This window comes from Mycolicibacterium obuense (assembly GCF_055397605.1).
Genome location: NZ_AP043663.1, coordinates 155,103 through 171,338, shown reverse-complemented (window position 1 = coordinate 171,338; position 16,236 = coordinate 155,103). Strand labels below are relative to the sequence as shown.

Here is a 16,236-nt window from a genome sequence, read left to right as displayed (position 1 = left end):
GTGACTAACTCAGAACATCTGCCAGTCCGACGCCCCGTCGGGCTGGTTGTAGAGGCCTGTCGAGTTCTTCACCACGACGGGATCGCCGCTGCCGAAGTTGTCGTAGAACCATTGCGCATTGGCGGGGCTGAGGTTGATACAGCCGTGGCTGACGTTGCGTTTGCCCTGATCGCCGACCGACCACGGCGCGCTGTGGACGAAGATGCCGCTGTTGTCGATGCGCACCGCGTCCTGCACCTTGAGTTTGTAGCCCTCGGCAGAATCGACCGGCACGCCGTAGGTGGACGAGTCCATCACGATATCGGCGAACTTCTCCAGCACGTAGTAGGTGCCGTTCTTGGTCTCGTGCTTGCCGTCGGGCTTACCCATCGACACCGGGAACGTCTTCTCCACCTTGCCGTTACGCACGATCGTCATCGTGTGCGTCGAGTCATCGACGGTAGCGACCAGCTGCTCGGGCACCGTGAAGCTGGACTTGGTGCCCGCGGCGTCGATGTTGACGACGGTGCCGGCCGGCCAGAAGTCCTGCGGGCGCCAGCGCAGCTGGGTGTCGCTGGTCCAGTAGAAGCGGCCGGGTACCGGCGGGACTGACGAGATGTGCACCGCGTCCTGCGCCATCTGCCGGTTGGCGATGGGCCGCGCGAAGTTGATGTAGATCGGCTTGGCCGCGCCGGCGATCGAGCCGTTGGTGGGGTTGAACGACGGCGGCACGAAGGGCGGCTGACCAACGAACGGCGTGGGGTTCTGCCCGGCGGGCGTGCCCTCCGGGATGGCCATCGGCTCGCCCGGGATGACGGCGAACGGGTCGGCAGCCGTGGGCGCCACAGCGGGCGTCGGGGCGGGCGGCGCGAACGGGTTCGGGAAGGCCAGCGGGTTCGGCGCGGGCGGCGGCGCGAACGGGTCCGCGGGGGCGGGCGGCGAGGCCACGTCGGGCTGGGCGAGTGCCGACGGCGCGCTGAGCACCATGCCGACGACCACGGTCATCACCGACAACACGGCGATGAACCGACTCCTGTTTGCCTGCCGCATGCAAGTACCTCCAAGTCCCGCGACTGCGTCCAGTGTGGCACAGCGCGGAGAGCGAATCTCCTGGCCAGCGGGCTGACGTACCCCGGGCAGCCGCCATTGTGGTAGCCCTGACCTGCACTGATGATCGTTACTGTGGCGTCGGGCGTTACGGGTCAGGGCCCCGCCGGCGCCGTAGGCTCGCACGATGATCGTCGCGTTCAGCATCAGTCCGTTGGCAGGAGATGACGCGGGTGGGGTCGGCGACGCCGTCGCCGAGGCGGTTCGGGTGGTGCGCGCCTCGGGCCTGCCCAACGAGACCAACGCCATGTTCACCAACATCGAAGGCGAGTGGGACGAGGTGATGGCCGTGGTCAAACGCGCCGTCGATGCCGTCGCCGCCGTGTCCCCGCGCGTCAGCCTCGTCCTCAAGGCCGATATCCGGCCGGGCCACACCGGCCAGCTCACCGCCAAGGTGGCGCGCATCGAGGACGCCCTTCGCGACTAGAGATTGCCTCGCCGGCGGACGAACCTTACCCTTGAGTAAGTACAACTGTTCACCGAAGGGGGTACCAGCGTGCGCACGACGGACATGCAGTCCCTCGGCGAGGTGGCCGCAGAGGGCCTGACTGTCCTGAACGGCCTGGTCCGCGGCATGCACACGGGCATCGCCGGCCGCGTGTTCTCCTCGATCGGGCCGGCGGCGCGGCCGGTGGAGATCGTGCACGACGCGATCGCGGGTGCGGTCTACGACGCGCTCGACGTGACCGGTGCGCGGGTGCCGCCGAAGGTCGCCGAGTTCGCAGCGGCGGGGCTGGCGTTCGACGACGATCCGCCGCTCGACGAGCGGCGCGGTGTCGCCGAAGCCATCGCCGCGCTCAACGGCATCTACGGCGACGAGCTCGCCGAGCGCGGCAACAAGCTCGCTGCGCCGATGGCGATCCGGGCAGGCGGTCGCGCGGTGGCGCTCACTCCCGGCGCGATCACCGCAGCATTCGGAGAACCCACCGACAAACTCGCCGTGTTCGTGCACGGGCTCTGCCAGACGGAGTCGTCGTGGCACCGTCCGCCGCGACCGTCGACCGGCGCCCCGCCGACCTGGTACGGCGAGCGTCTGCACGAGGATCTGGGCTACACGCCGATCGAGATCCGCTACAACACCGGTCAGCACATCTCCACCAACGGTCGCGCGCTCGACGACCTGCTGACCCGCCTGCTGGAGATCTGGCCGGTTCCGGTCAGCCGCATCGCGCTGATCGGCCATTCGATGGGCGGACTGGTGGCCCGCTCCGCATGCCACTACGCCAACGAGCGCAACCGCCGGTGGTGCCGCGCCACCCGCCAGGTGGTGTGTCTGGGCTCCCCGCACATGGGCGCCGACCTGGAGAAAACCGTCAACGCGGCCAGCTGGCTGATGATCCGGCTGCGCGAGACCCGGGCCATCGCCGAGCTGCTGAATCTGCGCAGCGACGGCATCAAGGACCTGCGTTTCGGTGCCGTCCTCGACGACGACTGGGGCGAGGCGGATCCCGACGAGTTCTTGCGGGACCGCTGCCGAGAAGTACCGTTCCTCCCCCACGCCCACTACCACTTCGTCGCGACGTCGGCGGCGCCGACAGCGCTCGGCATGGTCGTGGGCGATCACCTGGTGCGACCGGCCAGTGCCTCAGGCCGTGGGCGCACGCGCCGGCTGCCGTTCGCCGACGACGCCGGACTGGTCCTGACCGGTCTGCACCACTTCGATCTGCTCAACCATCCGGCGATCTATGACCGTCTTCACCAGTGGCTTTCTCGTAAGTGACCGGAACCACAGCGGCACGACGTTCGGATTGACCTGTCGGACAACGACTCACGACTATGGACACACACGACAAGCACGCATCGCCCGACCGGGCCGCGCCGTTGGGTCCGGTGGCCGGCGAAACCCTCAAGGACGCGGCCAATTGGCCGGGTCACACGATGATCGCGGTGGGTTTGATCGCCTTTGCCCTTTCTCTGTGCGGTTTCGCCGTCGGACAGAGCGGTCCGGCCGTGATCGGGGTGGTGATCGCAGTGGTCGGGCTGATCGCCGGCGTCGGCTGGCTGTACGCCGAACACCGCAGACTGCGCCGCCGCGCCGCTGACCTGCCCGCCGAACGGCCGGAGGACGTGCCGCCGGCCTAGTTGTCCCCAGAGCCGTTTTCATCCACAGGTTGATGGTTTGTCGGGCTGAATTGTCGGTTGTGAGTGGGAGATTGGGGTCATGCCCCCGGTCAGTTCCCTCGCCATCGACGAGCGGCTCTCGGTGCTGCATGAGGAGTTGGCGGAGCTGACCGGGCAGCGCAACGCGATCGACGCACGGATCGTGGAGATCGCTGCCGAGATCGACCGCGACGAGTTGTGGGCGGCTGCTGGGGCGAAGTCGACCGCGGGGTGGTTGGCGTGGAAGGCCGGAGTGTCTCCCTCGCGGGCGCAGACGATCGCCGCGATCGCGCACCGCTTCGACGAATTCCCGCACTGCATCGAGGGGTTGCGGGAGGGCCGGTTCTCCGTCGATCAGGTCGGGGCGATTGCCGAGCGCGGTCTGCCGGGATCTGACGAGCACTTCGCCACGATGGCCCAGTGTGCGACGGTGTCCCAGCTGCGGACCGCGCTGAAGATGCAACCCAAACCCACCCCCGAACCGGAGCCCGAACCCGATGCAGAGGATGAGGACGGCGAGGCCGTCATCGATCCGGGGCCGCAGGTGTCGATCACCTCGCACAGCGATGAGCAGTACACGTACTGGCAGATCGCGCTCCCTCACGTCGAGAACGCGGCGTTCGAAGCCGCGCTGGCGTCGCACCGCGACGCCCTCGTCACCGAATGGAAGGCCGCCGACCCTGACGGGCGGGCGTCGATGCCCGGCAACGCGGCGGCGTTCCTGCGGCTGGTGCATGCCGGGTGGGACGCCGAAGCCGCGGCCCGCCCGCACGGACAACGCACCACCGTCGTGGTCCACGTCGACATCGAAACCCGCCTGGCGGCTTTACATTTGGGGCCCGTTCTGCCCGACAGCGATCGCCGCTACCTGACCTGTGATGCCACCTGCGAGGTGTGGTTTCACCGCGACGGGCAGGTGCTCGGGGCCGGGCGATCGACCCGCACGGTGAACCGGCGGCTGCGCCGGGCGTTGGAGCACCGCGACCGGGCGTGTGTGGTCCCCGGCTGCGGGGCCACCCGGGCACTGCACGCCCATCACCTGGTGCACTGGGAGGACGGCGGCCCCACCGAATTGTGGAACCTGGCGTTGGTGTGTCCGTATCACCATCGGGCCCACCACCGGGGCCTGATCACGATCACCGGCCCCGCCGACCAGCTCGTCGTCACCGACGCCGCCGGCCGCGTCCTGACCTCAGCCTCGTTGGCCCGACCACCCACCCAACCCCCGCCCGATGTCGCACCATGCCCCGGCCCGACCGGGGAACGCGCGAACTGGTGGTGGTACCAGCCCTACGAACCGCCCGCCTAGGTGTTCGGGTACCGCTAGGAGCGAACCAACCGCGCGATCGCGGCGGACGCCTCGGCGAGCTTCGCGTCCGCCTCGTCGCCCCCGGCGGCCACGGCATGCGACACGCAATGGCCCAGATGCTCGTCGAGCAGGCCCAGCGCCACCGACTGCAGGGCGCTGTTGACCGCGCTGATCTGCGTCAGCACATCGATGCAGTACTTGTCCTCGTCGATCATCTTGGCGATCCCTCGGACTTGGCCCTCGATGCGGCGCAACCGCTTGGCGTAGTTCTCTTTCTGCGCCGTGTATCCGTGCGTCTCGGTGTCCCCACCGTTGTCGACATCGCTCACGGTGTGCCCTCCAGCATCGTGGTCATCTGGTTGAGTTCGGCCGTCTGCGTCGACACGATCATCGTGGCCATCGACTTCGCATCCACGTTCGCTCCACTCGCGAGCTCAGTATCGGCCACGGCGATCGACTTCCGGTGCTCGTCGATCATCGACTGCAACCACAGGCGATCGAAGGCGGCACCCTGCAGCGGTTCAAGCTGCGCCACGACCGGAGGAGGCTGGCCGCCGGGGCCCATCGCGGCGCCCATCTTCGGGGGTTGGTCCCACTGCACCAGAAAGACGTTGAGGACGTTGATCTGATCCTGCTGCTGAGCACCGATGCGCTGTGCGAGGGCGGTCAGGTCTGCGTTGGTGGAGCGCTGCGGCACCACATCGGTAAGGGCGATCGCTTGCCGGTGCCGATCCACCATCTGCTGGGCGAATGTCACGTCGGCGGTGTTGTAGCCGGCGGGGTCGCCGGTGATGACGGGGGTGTCGGTGGTCGACGACGCCGACGGCGCCGCGGCAGGCCCTCCGCAGCCGATCAGCGCCGCAGCGGCTACCAGCGCCGCCAGCGCGCCTGAGACCTTCGACATCCCGCCAGCCTACCCGTACCCCATGGGGGTATGAATATTGGTTTGGCCGGGGGAAACGCCAGGCGCATAATCGTCGGCATGTCTTCAGAGTCTCCGGACACCCGCACGCCCGACATCAAGCCCCGTTCGCGCGACGTGACCGATGGCCTCGAGAAGACCGCCGCCCGCGGCATGCTGCGCGCCGTCGGCATGGGCGACGACGACTGGGTGAAGCCGCAGATCGGCGTCGGTTCGTCATGGAACGAGATCACGCCGTGCAACCTGTCGCTGCAGCGGCTGGCGCAGGCGGTCAAGGCCGGGGTGCACGAGGCGGGCGGCTACCCGCTGGAGTTCGGCACCATTTCGGTGTCCGACGGCATCTCGATGGGCCACGAGGGCATGCATTTCTCGCTGGTCTCCCGCGAGGTCATCGCCGACAGTGTCGAGACCGTCGTGCAGGCCGAGCGCCTCGACGGCACCGTGCTGCTGGCCGGCTGCGACAAGTCCATCCCCGGCATGCTGATGGCGGCCGCGCGGCTGGACCTCGCCAACGTGTTCCTCTACAACGGCTCGATCATGCCCGGTGTCGCCAAGCTGACCGATGGCACCGAGAAGGAAGTCACGATCATCGACGCGTTCGAGGCCGTGGGCGCGTGCGCGCGCGGGCTGATGTCGCGTGCCGATGTCGACATCATCGAGCGCGCGATCTGTCCGGGTGAGGGCGCCTGCGGCGGCATGTACACCGCCAACACCATGGCGTCTGCGGCCGAAGCCCTCGGAATGTCGTTGCCGGGCAGTGCTTCTCCGGTCGCGATCGATTCCCGTCGCGACGAGTACGCCCGCCGCTCCGGCGCCGCCGTCGTCGAGATGCTGCGCCGCGGCATCACCGCGCGCGACATCCTCACCAAGGAGGCGTTCGAGAACGCCATCGCCGTCGTCATGGCGTTCGGCGGTTCCACCAACGCGGTGCTGCACCTGCTGGCCATCGCGTGGGAAGCCCAGGTCGAGTTGACCCTGGCCGACTTCACGCGCATCGGGAACAAGGTGCCTCACCTGGCCGACGTGAAACCGTTCGGCCGCCACGTGATGAAGCACGTCGACGAGATCGGTGGCGTGCCGGTGGTGATGAAAGCACTGCTCGATGCCGGTCTGCTGCACGGGGATTGCCTCACCGTCACCGGGCAGACCATGGCCGAGAACCTGGCCCACATCGAGCCGCCGGATCCAGACGGCAAGGTGCTGCGGGCGATGGACAACCCGATCCACCCCACCGGCGGTATCACGATCCTGCACGGCTCGCTCGCCCCGGAGGGCGCGGTCGTGAAGTCGGCGGGCTTCGACTCTGACGTGTTCGAGGGCACCGCACGGGTTTTCGAGCGGGAGCGCGCCGCGCTCGACGCGCTCGAGGACGGCACGATCACCCACGGCGACGTCGTGGTGATCCGCTACGAGGGCCCCAAGGGTGGCCCCGGCATGCGGGAGATGCTGGCGATCACGGGCGCGATCAAGGGTGCGGGTCTGGGCAAGGACGTGCTGCTGATGACTGACGGTCGGTTCTCCGGCGGGACGACGGGGCTGTGCGTGGGACACATCGCGCCGGAGGCCGTCGACGGCGGCCCCATCGCGTTCGTCCGCGACGGCGACCGCATCCGCCTCGACGTGGCCAACGGCACGTTGGACATCCTGGTGGACGAGGCCGAATTCGAGGCGCGCAAAGCCGGATTCACGCCTCTGCCCCCGGTCTACAAGACCGGCGTGCTGGCCAAGTACACCAAGCTGGTCGGCTCGGCGGCCGTCGGCGCGGTCTGCAGCTAGGCAAGTGTCGGCTCGATGACTCTGGCATTCCTGCTGACCAGCCTGGTCGTGGTAGTCACGCCCGGCACCGGCGCGCTCTACACCGTGGCCAGCGGCCTCTCACACGGCACGCGGGCCTCGCTGCTGGCCGCGGGCGGATGCACGCTGGGCATCGTCCCGCACATGCTGGCCGCGGTCAGTGGGCTCGCCGCGATCATGCACAGCAGCGCCATCGCGTTCCAGACCGTGAAGTACCTCGGGGTGGCCTATCTGCTGTACCTGGCGTGGGTCACCTGGCGCGACGACTCGGACTTGGTGGCCGTCGATGCGCCCGCCGCCCCGCCGGGATCGTGGCGCATCATCGGCACCGCGATCGCGGTCAACACGCTCAACCCGAAGCTGACACTGTTCTTCTTCGCCTTCTTGCCGCAGTTCGTCGACCCCGCCGTTGGTTCCGTCGTCGGCGAGATGCTGGTGCTGTCAGCGGTGTTCATGGCGATGACCCTGGTCGTGTTCGCGGCCTATGGCGTGTTCGCCGCGGCGGTGCGCAGTCACGTGATCAGCCGCCCTCGCGTCGTGAGGGGGCTGCGCAAAACGTTCGCCGCGACGTACGTGGCGTTGGCCGCGCGGATGGCGGTCGCTTCCCGCTAGCTCCGACAGCCGCACGAGTTGCGGTGATGGAACGTCGTCGGCACCTGGATGCGTTGCGCTGCAAATTCTTCCGCGCCCACGCGGCGCAACAGCAGTTGCGCCGCGGTGGCGCCGATGGTCTCGACGTCCTGAGCCGCCGCGGTGAGCTTGGGCTCGAACAGGTCCGACCACTCGAAGTCGTCGTAGCAGGCGAACGCCACGTCGGCCGGGATCGACAGGTCGAGGCTGCGCAGCGCCTTGAGCGCCCCGATCGTCATCGCGTTGTTCATCGACACCAGTGCGGTGGGCCGGTGCTCCCCGGCCATCGCGGCGCGGACTTCGCGTTCGGCGACATCGGTGCTCGACTCACCTTCGATGACGAGGTCGGAGTCGAGCGGGATGCCGTGCGCGGCCAGCGCCGCCACGTACCCGTCGAATCGTTCGACCGTCGAGGAGATTCCGGCGATACCGCGCACCACGGCGATGCGCCGGTGCCCGTGCTCGATGAGGTGCTCGGTGAGGGCCCGCGCCGACTCGACGTTCTCGGGACCGACCTGATCGCAGTCGATGTCGACAGCGCGGTCGATGAGCACCAGCGGGGTTCCGGTACGCACGATCGCCGGCAGCGTCGTCCGCTCCGAGCCGGCCGCCGGAGCCACGATGAGCCCGTCGACCTGCCGGTCCAGCAGCGAGTCGGTGACCCGCTTCTCGGATTCCGCATCGTCGTGGGAGTCACCGACGATCAGCACGTAACCCGCTTCGGAGAGCGCCCTTTCCACCGCGTGGACCAGGCTGCCGAAGTACGGGTTGGTCAGCGCCGAGATCGACAGGCCGACCGTGTGCGTGCGCCCGGCCGCCAGCGAGCGGGCCACGCCGTTGCGGCGGTACCCGGTCTCGGCGATCGCCGCCTCGACGCGCAGGCGGGTGCCGGTGTCCACCCGCCGCGTTCCGTTGATCACGTGCGACACCGTCGACGCCGACACCCCGGCCAGGCGCGCGACGTCGCCCATCGTGGTCATGGCAGCCGCAGGATGCGGTCGGCCCGGGCCGCCGTCGACTCGATCAGCTGGGCGTTGCGTTCGTCGGAACCCAACGCCCAGAACTGCGCTTCCTCGGGTGTCTTGCCGAACGCCTCGTGCCGGCGCACCAGGCGTTCATGCCGAATCCCGGTGTCGGGGGCCAGGAACCAGACCTCATCGAGGCAGGCCCGGGCGGCGGGCCAGGCACCGGAGTCCAGCAGCAGGTAGTTGCCTTCGGTGACCACCAGCGGGGTCGACGGGCGCACCGGGATCGACGATCCGATCGGCTCCTCGATCTCCCGCCGGAACCGGGGGGCGTAGATCACGGCGTCACCGTCACGCTGGGCCTTCAACGCCGCGAGCAGCCGGGCGTACCCGTCGTCGTCGAACGTGTCGTGTGCGCCCTTGCGATCCCGCCGGCCCAGGTCGAGCAGCACCTCGTTGGCCAGGTGGAAGCCGTCCATCGGCACGAGCACGGCATCCTGGGGTCCCAGCGCCGCGACGAGTTGCTCTGCGACCGTCGACTTTCCGGCTCCCGGTGCACCGGTGAGCCCGAGGATGCGCCGGGTGCCGGGCGTGACGAGCGCCCGCGCCCAGCCGATCAGCTCCTCGACGGTGACGCTGTCGACGTTCTGCTCGATGGTCACCGGTGCCGCCTTCGGTCGTGGGAGAGTTGGGCCAGCCAGGCCCGTGGTCCGATCACCGAGCACCGCAGCGCGGCCACTCTCGCCGCCGCCTCCACTCGCTCAGCCAGGCGGACGACGCCGGCCGCGCCGAAGTAGCAGTATGCGCCGTGGAACGCATCCCCGGCGCCCAGGGTGTCGCGAACCTGGACGGCCGGCACCTCGACGCTGCCGAACGCGCCGCCCGACCACCACCGGACCGGCGCCCCGCCGTCGGTGATGACGACGGTGGGTACCCCGTCGGCGAGCAGTGCGGCGGCGGTCCCCTCGGCGCTGTCGGTGCCGGGGGTGCGAAAGTCGCCGGAGCACACCATGTCCGGCGCGTTCGGGACCAGGTCGGCCATCACCGGTTTCCAGCGCCCGGCGTCGACGACGCACAACACCTGCTGCCGGCGCGCGGACCGCGCCGCGGCGAGTCCGATCGCAGGATGGTGTCCGTCGACGAGGACGACGTCAGCACCGGCGATGAGGCTGTCGAGGGCCTCCGGCGCCGGAACGTCGGAGGCCACCGCGTCGAGCGAGACCACGGACCGGTCCCCGGTCGCATCCACCACCGACACGCTGGACACCGGGACCGGTCGCGGCACCCCCGCTGCGGCGTCGATCACCTCGACACCGTGGGCCACCAGATCGCTGCGCACGAGATCGGCGACCGGGTCCGCGCCCAGAGCGGTGACGAGCACCGCCTGCCCGCCGAGCGCCGCGAATGTGACCGCCGCGTTGGCAGCCGGACCACCGGCAGCCACGAATTGTGCTGCGGCGGTGATCTTCTGGTTCGCTGCCGGCGGCTCGTCGATGCGGTGGATCACGTCCAGGGTCGCCAACCCGACGAAGATCCCCCGCGGCTCAGAGACCGGCGCGTTCCTCATCGGTCGGCTCCTCCGCGCCGGTCATCAGGGCCACCACTTCGGACATCGACCGGCTCTTCGGGTCGACGACCCCGGCGCGCTGCCCCAGCCGGTGGATGTGGATGCGGTCGGCCACTTCGAAGACATGCGGCATGTCATGGCTGATGAGCACCACCGGAATGCCGCGGTCGCGAATGGATTTGATCAGGTCGATCACCTGACCGGACTCGCGGACGCCGAGCGCGGCGGTCGGTTCGTCCATGATGATCACCCCGCGACCGAACGCTGCGGCCCGTGCCACCGCGACACCTTGGCGCTGACCGCCGGACAGTGTCTCGACGGCCTGGCTCACGGCCTTGATCCCGATCTTCAGATCGGCCAGGTGCTTGGACGCATCCTGGCGCATGCGCGGCATGTCGAGACGACGGAACACGCTACCCGCGATTCCCTTTCGCCGGACTTCGCGACCGAGATACAGGTTGGAGGCGATGTCGAGGGCGGGCACCACGGCAAGATCCTGGTACACCGTCTCGATCCCGGCGGCGCGGGCATCGCGGGTGTTCTTGAACGACACCGGTTGGCCGTTCATCAGGATCTGGCCCGAGTCCGGAATCACGGCCCCGGCAAGGGCTTTGATCAAGCTGCTCTTGCCCGCGCCGTTGTCGCCGATGACCGCGAGCACCTCGCCGGCGCGCAGCTCGAAGTCGGCGCCGTTGATCGCGGTGACGTTGCCGTACTTCTTGACCAGGCCGCGCGCTTCCAGAACAGGGCTTTTCCCGGTCGTCATCGTGACCTCCTGCGGGTGAACTGATCCACGGCCACCGCGACGATCACCAGGACCCCGGTGGCGATGTTCTGGTAGAGGTTGTCGACCCCGGCCTGGGTGAGACCGTTGCGCAGCACACCGACGATGAGCGTGCCGACGAGCGTGCCGACCACACCACCACGGCCGCCGAACAGGCTGGTGCCGCCGATGACCACCGCGGTGATGGTCTCGAGGTTGGCGTTCTGGTAGGCGTTCGGATCGGCATTCGGGATGCGGCCCAGCGCCGCCCACGCCGCGATCGCGGCGATCACCCCGGTGGTGATGTACACCGACAGCAGCACCCGGCCGGATTTGATGCCCGACAGATCGGACGCCTGCGGGTTACCGCCGACGGCGTAGACGTGCTTACCCCAGGCGGTTTGGGACAGCGCGTACCACGTCACCAGATAGACCAGCAGCATCGCGACGACGCCGTAGGTCGTCGAGAAGGTGCCGATGCGAAACGACGTGCCCAGGAACGTCAGTGGGCCCGGCGTCACCCGGTAGGTCTCCGAACCGGCGAGCAGCCGCGTCGCGGCCTGGATCGCGGTGAACGTGCCGAGGGTGACGATGAACGGCGGCAACCGCAGGGCAGTCACCAGCCCACCGTTGAGCGCGCCGAACACCACGCACACCAGCAGCGTGGAGCCCAGCGCGACAACCGGCCCGTTCGCGCCGGCACTCTGGGCCATCACGATGGTGCCGAACACCGCCACCGCGCCGATCGACAGGTCGATTCCAGAGGTGAGGATGATCAGCGTCTGCCCGACCGCCAGGATGCCGACGACCACCGACTGCTGCAGGATCAGCGAGACGTTCTGCGGCTCGAGGAACGAGTCCGAGATGACGCTGAAGACGACGATCGCCAACACGAGCGCGACCAGGGGACCCAGCAGCGGCTCGCGCAACAGGTTCGATGCCGTCAACCGGCTCGACAGCGGCGGTTTCGTCTGTGGTGCAACACCGCCCGTCATGATCCGGCAGTGCCCCAGCAGTTCTGCTCACCCCAGGCGGTGTCCTTGGACTCGATGCCGGGCATGGGCTTGTCGGTGATGAGCTGGGAGCCGGTGTCGTTGAAGCCGCTGGGCTTGGTGCCGTCCTTGGCGTACTTGACGACGGCCTGCACGCCGAGTTCGGCCATCTTCGCCGGGAACTGCATGACCGTGGCGCCGATCTTGCCGGCCTTCACGTCCGCGACGCCGGTGCAGCTGCCGTCGATCGAGCCGATCGTGATCTGGTCGGCGCGGCCCGCGGACTGGATGGCCTGGTAGGCGCCGGCGGCGGCGGGTTCGTTGATCGTGTAGAGCGCGTTGATGCGCGGCGCGCGCTGCAGGATGTTCTCCATCGCGGTCTGTGCCTTGGTCTGATCGCCGTTGGTGTTCTCCTGGCCGACGATCTCCGGCGAGCCGTTGGTGATACCGAAGCCCTCGAGGAAGCCGTCGTGGCGGAATGTGTCCACGGTGCCGCCGGGCGTGCCGTCGAGCATCACCACCTGCGGGGCGGCGTTGCCGATGGCCGCCTTGACCCACTTGCCCTGGCTCACGCCGGCGGCCTTGTTGTCGGTGGCGTAGGTCGCGTCGACGGCGTCTTCGGGATCGGTCGCGGTGTCGAGCGCGATGACGATCACGCCCGCGTCGCGGGCCCGCTTGATCGCGTCGAGCACACCGGTCGACGAGTTCGGTGTGATGAGAATGCCTTTGACGCCCTGGCCGACCATGTTCTCGATCGCGGTGACCTGTCCCTCGTTGTCACCGTCGAACGCACCGGCGAGCGCGATCAACTGGGCGCCGTCCTTGTCGGCCTGCGCCTGAGCGGCCTCGCGGACCTTGACGAAGTAGGGGTTGGAGTCGGTCTTGGTGATCAGTCCCACCTTGACGCTGTCCGAGCCGGAGCCTCCGCTACAGCCGGTCATGCCCAGGACGAGCGCTCCCGCCAGCACAACCGAACCGATGACGGACCGACTGGGTTTCCCGACCATGTGGACTCCTTTGTCCCCGGGCGACGCCCGACGCGCCGCGGCTGGGCAGGAGCCTAAGACGTAGGCAAGCGCTTGCGCATGCGCTTTCGCAAATTCGATTCGGGCGGTTCTCAGTCCAGGGCGCGGGACGCCGCGCGCAGCTCGTCGAGCGCTGCGAGGGCGTAGTGGGCCAGCCCAGGGCCGTCGTCGTCCGCCTCCGACCACCGCGCGAAACCGCGCTTGAACGCGAGGACACCCAGCTCGCCCGACAGGTGAGCGGCCATCTCGGGAACACCGCGCGCCACCAACGCCTCGGTCAGCGCCGCCGCGAGGCCGACGGTCTTGAGCGCATCGCGCTCCTGCAGCTCGACACTGGCCGCGACGGCGGCCTGAATCTGCGGTCCGAGTTCGCGGTTCTCCGGGCCCATGAACGTCGATGCCCGCTCCAGACCGGCGGCCACCGCCGCCATGGGACCGGCTGACTCCGGCGCATCGGCCACGCCGTCTGCCAACAGCCGGCACAGAGTCTCCTGCCCGGCGACAAGCAATTCTCGCTTGTCAGGGAAATGTCGAAAGAAGGTGCTCTTGGTGACCCCGGCGCGGTCGGCGATCTGAGAGACGGTCGTCGCGTCGTAGCCCTGCTCGGTGAAGAGCTCGACAGCGGCGCGGACCAGCCGCTGCCGCGCCCCGGGTTCCCATCGAGCCATCCTGTCATCGTAGTGACGGGACAATTGTCCCGTCACCAGCGTACGGTGATGGGACGACTGTCTCATCACTGTTCCAGGAGGACCCGTGCACGTATTCGCCACCGGAGGCACCGGCACCCTCGGCACGCCCGTCGTCGCCGAGCTACTGGCCCACGGCCACACCGTCCTCGCCCTCGCCCGCTCCGATGCCTCCGCGGCAGCCCTCGAGGCAGCCGGCGCCGAAACGCTGCGGGGCAGCCTCGAGGATCTCGACAGCCTGCGCGAGGGCGCGCGACGCACCGACGGCGTCGTCCACCTGGCATTCGGCCGCGACTACAGCAGCCCCGAATCGCTGGCCCGCGGCGTTGCCGAGGAGACCGCGGCCCTACAGGCCCTGGGCGCCGAAATGCAGGGGACCGACCGGCCGATCGTCGCTGCGTCGGGCACACCCTGGGTGGCGGGCCGTGCGGCCGTCGAGACCGACCCGCCGCCCACCGACGGTGTGGTCGGCGAGCGGGGTCGCGCGGTCCTCGCGCTGCTCGGGCTCGACGGGGTCCGCGCCAGTGCGGTCCGGATGCCCCGCACGGCGCACGCCGACGGCGAAGGCGGGTTCGCCGGGCTCCTCACCGAGGCCGCCCGCCGGACCGGCATCGCGGGCTACCCCGGCGACGGCGCGCAGCGCTGGCCAGCGGTGCACGCCCGCGACGCCGCCGCGTTGTTCCGGCTGGCGTTGGAGTCCGCACCGGCGGGCACGTCCTGGCATGCGGTCGCCGAGGAGGGGGTGGCCGTACGCGACATCGCCGAGGTGGTGGGCCGTCGGTTGGACCTGCCGGTGCAGTCGGTCGCCGAGGGGACCTTCGGTCCGTTCGGTGCGATTTTCGCCCTCGATCAGCCGGCGCGCAGCGAGGTCACCCGAGCGACGCTGGGTTGGGCACCCACGCATCCCGGACTGCTCGAGGATCTCGAGAACCTCACGCCCTGACGGTGTCCCGGCCCGCCAGCCGGTCGTCCCACTCGGCCAGCACCGCGGTGTCGGTGCGCGACGTCGCCAGGCTCACGACCACGTAGACGATCAGGCTCGATGCCAGGCCGTAGTAGATCGGCTCGTTGGCCAGTACATCGCCGACGATGGCCATGGTGGCGAGAGTGACCACGGTGCCCACCGCCATCGACGACAACGCTCCCGCGCCGGTGGCGCGCTTCCACAGGAAGCCGCCGAGGATCGCGACCAGCAGCCCGCCGACGAGGATGTCGTAGGCGATGGTCAGCGCGGCGACCACGTCACCCAGTAGCGCGGCGATGACGATCACCACGATGCCGAGCACCACCACGTAGCGCCGGTCGGAGTGCACGTCGTCGACCTCCCGCCCGGAGTCGGGCGTACGGCCGAACATTCTCTGCAGCAACGGCTTCACGTCGGTACGGGTGACCGTCGCGGTGGCGATCAGCGCACCCGATGCGGTCGACATCATGGCCGCGACAGCCGCGGCCAGCACCAGACCGCTGATGCCCACGGGCAGAATGGTTTCCGCGATCTGCGCGTACACGTCGTCGCGGACCTCGACCTCGGGCAGGAACGTCGCCGCCGCCATGCCGATGACCGCGCCGGCGATGCCGTAGCAGACGCAGTACAGCGCCGCGGCCGTGCCACCCCACTTGGCGACCTGCGGTGAGCGCGCGGTGAACACCCGTTGCCAGATGTCCTGACCGATCAGCATGCCGAAGCTGTAGACGACGAAAAACGTGATGATCGTCGGCAATCCGATGGCGCCGAGGTCGAACACCGCGTCGCCGGCACGTTCGCGGATGCCGGCGAAGCCGCCGGCCTTGTTCAGCGTGAAGGGCAGCATCAGCGCGAAGATGCCGATGGTCTTGAGGATGAACTGCACCATGTCGGTGAGCGTGATCGACCACATGCCTCCGATGGCCGAGTACAGCATCACCACCGCACCGCCGATGATCACCGACACGGTGCGGTCGGTGCCGAACAGCACGTTGAAGACGGTGGCGTAGGCGATCGTCGAGGTCACCGACAGCATCAGCGTGTAGGCCGCCATCACGATGCCCGATGCCGACGTGGCGTCCATGCCGTAGCGCAGCGACAGCATCTGGGCCACGGTGTAGACCCGCAGCCGCTGGATGCGACCGGCGAAGAACAGGCTCAGCGCGAGTAGCCCGATCGCTATCGCCACCACCAGCCACATGCCCGACAGGCCCCACTTGTAGCCCAGCCCGACGCCGCCGACCGTCGACGCACCGCCGAGCACCACGGCGGCCATCGTGCCGGTGTAGAGGACCGGGCCCAGCCGCCGGCCGGCGACCAGGAAGTCGGCTGAATCCTTGGTTCTGGTTCTCCCCCAGAACCCGAAGGCCAGCATGGCCACCAGGTAGACCACGATGATCGCGATGTCGAGCGGCTTGCCCATGGTGACCTTC

The 16,236-nt window shown here is 69.0% G+C and carries 18 protein-coding genes; 7 read left to right on the top strand and 11 right to left on the bottom strand.

Annotated features, from left to right (window positions below; all coding sequences use genetic code 11):
• Nucleotides 1-9: 9 nt before the first annotated feature.
• Nucleotides 10-1,029, bottom strand: coding sequence for a L,D-transpeptidase (locus ACZ50N_RS00895; RefSeq protein WP_048424955.1), 1,020 nt, complete (start codon nucleotides 1,027-1,029; stop codon nucleotides 10-12).
• A 184-nt stretch (nucleotides 1,030-1,213) separates the two neighbouring features.
• Between ACZ50N_RS00895 and ACZ50N_RS00890 the strand changes: the two genes are divergently transcribed.
• From ACZ50N_RS00890 to ACZ50N_RS00875, 4 genes are all read left to right on the top strand, one after another.
• Nucleotides 1,214-1,513 (top strand): thiamine-binding protein, encoded by a 300-nt coding sequence (locus tag ACZ50N_RS00890; protein WP_133412799.1) that lies wholly within the window; start codon nucleotides 1,214-1,216, stop codon nucleotides 1,511-1,513.
• 69 nt (nucleotides 1,514-1,582) lie between these two features.
• The gene (locus ACZ50N_RS00885; RefSeq protein ID WP_464474364.1) at nucleotides 1,583-2,806 is read left to right on the top strand and encodes a lipase family alpha/beta hydrolase; all 1,224 of its coding nucleotides are present in this window, start codon (nucleotides 1,583-1,585) and stop codon (nucleotides 2,804-2,806) included.
• A gap of 56 nt (nucleotides 2,807-2,862) precedes the next feature.
• Nucleotides 2,863-3,168 (top strand): hypothetical protein, encoded by a 306-nt coding sequence (locus ACZ50N_RS00880; protein WP_464474363.1) that lies wholly within the window; start codon nucleotides 2,863-2,865, stop codon nucleotides 3,166-3,168.
• A 79-nt stretch (nucleotides 3,169-3,247) separates the two neighbouring features.
• On the top strand, nucleotides 3,248-4,495 hold the full coding sequence (locus ACZ50N_RS00875; RefSeq protein ID WP_464474362.1) for an HNH endonuclease signature motif containing protein: 1,248 nt from the start codon (nucleotides 3,248-3,250) through the stop codon (nucleotides 4,493-4,495).
• Nucleotides 4,496-4,509: 14 nt separating this feature from the next.
• Here ACZ50N_RS00875 and ricR read toward each other — a convergent pair whose 3' ends face one another.
• Complete coding sequence (gene ricR, locus ACZ50N_RS00870; protein WP_464474361.1) at nucleotides 4,510-4,824, bottom strand: copper-sensing transcriptional repressor RicR; 315 nt, start codon at nucleotides 4,822-4,824, stop codon at nucleotides 4,510-4,512.
• Nucleotides 4,821-5,399 (bottom strand): DUF305 domain-containing protein, encoded by a 579-nt coding sequence (locus ACZ50N_RS00865; RefSeq protein WP_464474360.1) that lies wholly within the window; start codon nucleotides 5,397-5,399, stop codon nucleotides 4,821-4,823. The genes ricR and ACZ50N_RS00865 overlap by 4 nt, the downstream gene beginning before the upstream one ends.
• A gap of 78 nt (nucleotides 5,400-5,477) precedes the next feature.
• Here ACZ50N_RS00865 and ilvD point away from each other — a divergent pair, with 78 nt between their 5' ends.
• Together ilvD and ACZ50N_RS00855 are read left to right on the top strand one after the other, a co-directional pair.
• The gene (gene ilvD / locus ACZ50N_RS00860; protein ID WP_046362442.1) at nucleotides 5,478-7,193 is read left to right on the top strand and encodes a dihydroxy-acid dehydratase; all 1,716 of its coding nucleotides are present in this window, start codon (nucleotides 5,478-5,480) and stop codon (nucleotides 7,191-7,193) included.
• 15 nt (nucleotides 7,194-7,208) lie between these two features.
• Nucleotides 7,209-7,823: a LysE family translocator gene (locus ACZ50N_RS00855; protein WP_464474359.1), complete on the top strand. Its 615-nt coding sequence runs from the start codon at nucleotides 7,209-7,211 to the stop codon at nucleotides 7,821-7,823.
• On the opposite strand, the gene ACZ50N_RS00850 is transcribed toward ACZ50N_RS00855, so the two are convergent.
• The 7 genes from ACZ50N_RS00850 to ACZ50N_RS00820 form a co-directional block, all read right to left on the bottom strand.
• Nucleotides 7,820-8,821, bottom strand: a complete 1,002-nt coding sequence (locus tag ACZ50N_RS00850; RefSeq protein ID WP_464474358.1) for a LacI family DNA-binding transcriptional regulator — start codon at nucleotides 8,819-8,821, stop codon at nucleotides 7,820-7,822. The two genes, ACZ50N_RS00855 and ACZ50N_RS00850, sit on opposite strands and share 4 nt — an antisense overlap.
• Nucleotides 8,818-9,468, bottom strand: a complete 651-nt coding sequence (locus ACZ50N_RS00845; RefSeq protein WP_464474357.1) for a nucleoside/nucleotide kinase family protein — start codon at nucleotides 9,466-9,468, stop codon at nucleotides 8,818-8,820. Before ACZ50N_RS00845 ends, ACZ50N_RS00850 begins: the two co-directional genes overlap by 4 nt.
• Entirely contained in the window at nucleotides 9,465-10,373 is a 909-nt protein-coding gene (locus tag ACZ50N_RS00840) for a PfkB family carbohydrate kinase (protein ID WP_464474356.1), read from the bottom strand. Before ACZ50N_RS00840 ends, ACZ50N_RS00845 begins: the two co-directional genes overlap by 4 nt.
• Nucleotides 10,351-11,139 (bottom strand): ATP-binding cassette domain-containing protein, encoded by a 789-nt coding sequence (locus ACZ50N_RS00835; RefSeq protein WP_048424940.1) that lies wholly within the window; start codon nucleotides 11,137-11,139, stop codon nucleotides 10,351-10,353. The genes ACZ50N_RS00840 and ACZ50N_RS00835 overlap by 23 nt, the downstream gene beginning before the upstream one ends.
• Nucleotides 11,136-12,131, bottom strand: coding sequence for an ABC transporter permease (locus ACZ50N_RS00830; protein WP_046362424.1), 996 nt, complete (start codon nucleotides 12,129-12,131; stop codon nucleotides 11,136-11,138). The genes ACZ50N_RS00835 and ACZ50N_RS00830 overlap by 4 nt, the downstream gene beginning before the upstream one ends.
• The gene (locus ACZ50N_RS00825) at nucleotides 12,128-13,135 is read right to left on the bottom strand and encodes a substrate-binding domain-containing protein (RefSeq protein ID WP_046362423.1); all 1,008 of its coding nucleotides are present in this window, start codon (nucleotides 13,133-13,135) and stop codon (nucleotides 12,128-12,130) included. The genes ACZ50N_RS00830 and ACZ50N_RS00825 overlap by 4 nt, the downstream gene beginning before the upstream one ends.
• Nucleotides 13,136-13,245: 110 nt before the next feature.
• A complete protein-coding gene (locus ACZ50N_RS00820) occupies nucleotides 13,246-13,821 on the bottom strand; it encodes a TetR/AcrR family transcriptional regulator (protein ID WP_046362422.1) in 576 nt (191 codons plus the stop codon).
• 85 nt (nucleotides 13,822-13,906) lie between these two features.
• Between ACZ50N_RS00820 and ACZ50N_RS00815 the strand changes: the two genes are divergently transcribed.
• Nucleotides 13,907-14,782, top strand: a complete 876-nt coding sequence (locus ACZ50N_RS00815) for an NAD-dependent epimerase/dehydratase family protein (protein ID WP_464474355.1) — start codon at nucleotides 13,907-13,909, stop codon at nucleotides 14,780-14,782.
• On the opposite strand, the gene ACZ50N_RS00810 is transcribed toward ACZ50N_RS00815, so the two are convergent.
• A complete protein-coding gene (locus tag ACZ50N_RS00810) occupies nucleotides 14,772-16,226 on the bottom strand; it encodes a sodium:solute symporter family protein (protein WP_464474354.1) in 1,455 nt (484 codons plus the stop codon). The genes ACZ50N_RS00815 and ACZ50N_RS00810 overlap by 11 nt on opposite strands.
• Between the last annotated feature and the right edge of the window lie 10 nt (nucleotides 16,227-16,236).

Coding starts and splice junctions, on each gene's coding strand:
- ACZ50N_RS00895 (WP_048424955.1), bottom strand. CDS start 1,029: ATGCGGCAGGCAAACAGGAGTCGGTTCATCGCCGTGTTGTCGGTGATG.
- ACZ50N_RS00890 (WP_133412799.1), top strand. CDS start 1,214: ATGATCGTCGCGTTCAGCATCAGTCCGTTGGCAGGAGATGACGCGGGT.
- ACZ50N_RS00880 (WP_464474363.1), top strand. CDS start 2,863: ATGGACACACACGACAAGCACGCATCGCCCGACCGGGCCGCGCCGTTG.
- ACZ50N_RS00875 (WP_464474362.1), top strand. CDS start 3,248: ATGCCCCCGGTCAGTTCCCTCGCCATCGACGAGCGGCTCTCGGTGCTG.
- ACZ50N_RS00865 (WP_464474360.1), bottom strand. CDS start 5,399: ATGTCGAAGGTCTCAGGCGCGCTGGCGGCGCTGGTAGCCGCTGCGGCG.
- ilvD (WP_046362442.1), top strand. CDS start 5,478: ATGTCTTCAGAGTCTCCGGACACCCGCACGCCCGACATCAAGCCCCGT.
- ACZ50N_RS00855 (WP_464474359.1), top strand. CDS start 7,209: ATGACTCTGGCATTCCTGCTGACCAGCCTGGTCGTGGTAGTCACGCCC.
- ACZ50N_RS00850 (WP_464474358.1), bottom strand. CDS start 8,821: ATGACCACGATGGGCGACGTCGCGCGCCTGGCCGGGGTGTCGGCGTCG.
- ACZ50N_RS00840 (WP_464474356.1), bottom strand. CDS start 10,373: ATGAGGAACGCGCCGGTCTCTGAGCCGCGGGGGATCTTCGTCGGGTTG.
- ACZ50N_RS00835 (WP_048424940.1), bottom strand. CDS start 11,139: ATGACGACCGGGAAAAGCCCTGTTCTGGAAGCGCGCGGCCTGGTCAAG.
- ACZ50N_RS00830 (WP_046362424.1), bottom strand. CDS start 12,131: ATGACGGGCGGTGTTGCACCACAGACGAAACCGCCGCTGTCGAGCCGG.
- ACZ50N_RS00825 (WP_046362423.1), bottom strand. CDS start 13,135: ATGGTCGGGAAACCCAGTCGGTCCGTCATCGGTTCGGTTGTGCTGGCG.
- ACZ50N_RS00820 (WP_046362422.1), bottom strand. CDS start 13,821: ATGGCTCGATGGGAACCCGGGGCGCGGCAGCGGCTGGTCCGCGCCGCT.
- ACZ50N_RS00810 (WP_464474354.1), bottom strand. CDS start 16,226: ATGGGCAAGCCGCTCGACATCGCGATCATCGTGGTCTACCTGGTGGCC.